2 protein-coding genes are annotated in these 1,277 nt (G+C 60.7%); both read left to right on the top strand.

The window, feature by feature from the left end; genetic code table 11:
- Positions 1-594 (top strand): TRAP transporter substrate-binding protein (locus T370_RS23330; RefSeq protein ID WP_034507656.1); only part of this gene is annotated, 594 nt, incomplete at its 5' end.
- A gap of 147 nt (positions 595-741) precedes the next feature.
- Positions 742-1,277: TRAP transporter substrate-binding protein DctP (gene dctP, locus T370_RS0121960; protein ID WP_029437022.1), on the top strand; the 536-nt coding region annotated here is incomplete at its 3' end.

Here is a 1,277-nt window from a genome sequence, read left to right as displayed (position 1 = left end):
GACATCGGCTACCGCCAGCTGACCACCAGCGCCAAGCACCCGGTCCGCAAGCTCGCCGACGCCAAGGGCATCAAGATCCGCACGCCGCAGAACGCCCTCATGGTGTCCACGTTCAAGGCTCTCGGCCTCGAACCCACCGCCGTTTCCTTCTCCGAAACCTTCAACGCGCTCCAGCAGGGCGTGGTGGACGGTCAGGAAGGCTGCTTCAACAACGTGGTGACCCTGAAGTTCTACGAAGCGCAGAAGTACGCGACCCAGATCAACTACTCCGTGCACAGCGCCAACATCATCGCCAGCGAACGCTGGCTCCAGAGCCTGCCCGAGAAGGAGCGCAACGCACTGATCCGCGCCGGCAAGGAAGCTATGGAATATGAGCGCACCAAGGTCGCGGGTATGCTTGAGGCCGACGACAAGCTGATGGTGGAACACGGCATGGAACTGCTCGGCGTGGTCGAAGACCTCCCCGAATGGATCCGCCTTGGCCGTACCGCGTGGCCCAAGTGCTATGAAGTCATTGGCGACGGCAATGCCGAAAAGGGCAAGGCCGTTATGGATATCGTCCTCGCCAAGAAGGAAGCTCTGGCGAAGAAGTAGCCCTTTCCGGGGCATCCGGGGGAGTCATTCCCCCGGACTCCGGCGGAAAAGGGAGCCGCCGGGGGTGTTGAGGAGGTTTCCGCAGCCGTTTGCGGAATGTTTCAGCGGGAGTTTTCCCGCAACGATGTCAGTTCAAGGGGAAATGACATGAAGAAATTGCTTGTTGCCTGCCTGCTGTGCGCATCCGTGATCGGCCTTGCGTTCGGTCAGGCGAAAGCCGCCTCGAAGACCACGGTGATCGTGGCGTCCTCCGTGGACGCGAACCCGCAGAACTACACTAACGTCTTCTATAACAAATTCATCGAACTGGCCCAGCAGTATTCGGACAACGCCTTTGACTTCCAGTTCTTCCCCAGTATGCAGCTTGGCGACGAACAGGAAACCGTGCGCGGCATCCAGCTCGGCACCATCCACATCGCCAACCTCGCCACCAACAACTATGCCCCGTTCGCGCCTTCCTGCGGCTGGGTGAACATGCCGTACATGTTCGACTCGCTGGAAGAATTCCGCGCCCTCGTGGACGCCATGTGGGATCAGAACAACGAATGGGCCATCAAGGAAGGCGGCTGCCGCCTGCTGTGCATCCTTGACATCGGCTACCGCCAGCTGACCACCAGCGCCAAGCACCCGGTCCGCAAGCTCGCCGACGCCAAGGGCATCAAGATCCGCACGCCGCAGAACGC

The organism is Bilophila wadsworthia ATCC 49260 (genome assembly GCF_000701705.1).
GTDB classification, from domain to species: domain Bacteria; phylum Desulfobacterota; class Desulfovibrionia; order Desulfovibrionales; family Desulfovibrionaceae; genus Bilophila; species Bilophila wadsworthia.
Note: the sequence above shows the minus strand (reverse complement) of the source record. Positions and strands in the feature narration are given on the sequence as shown.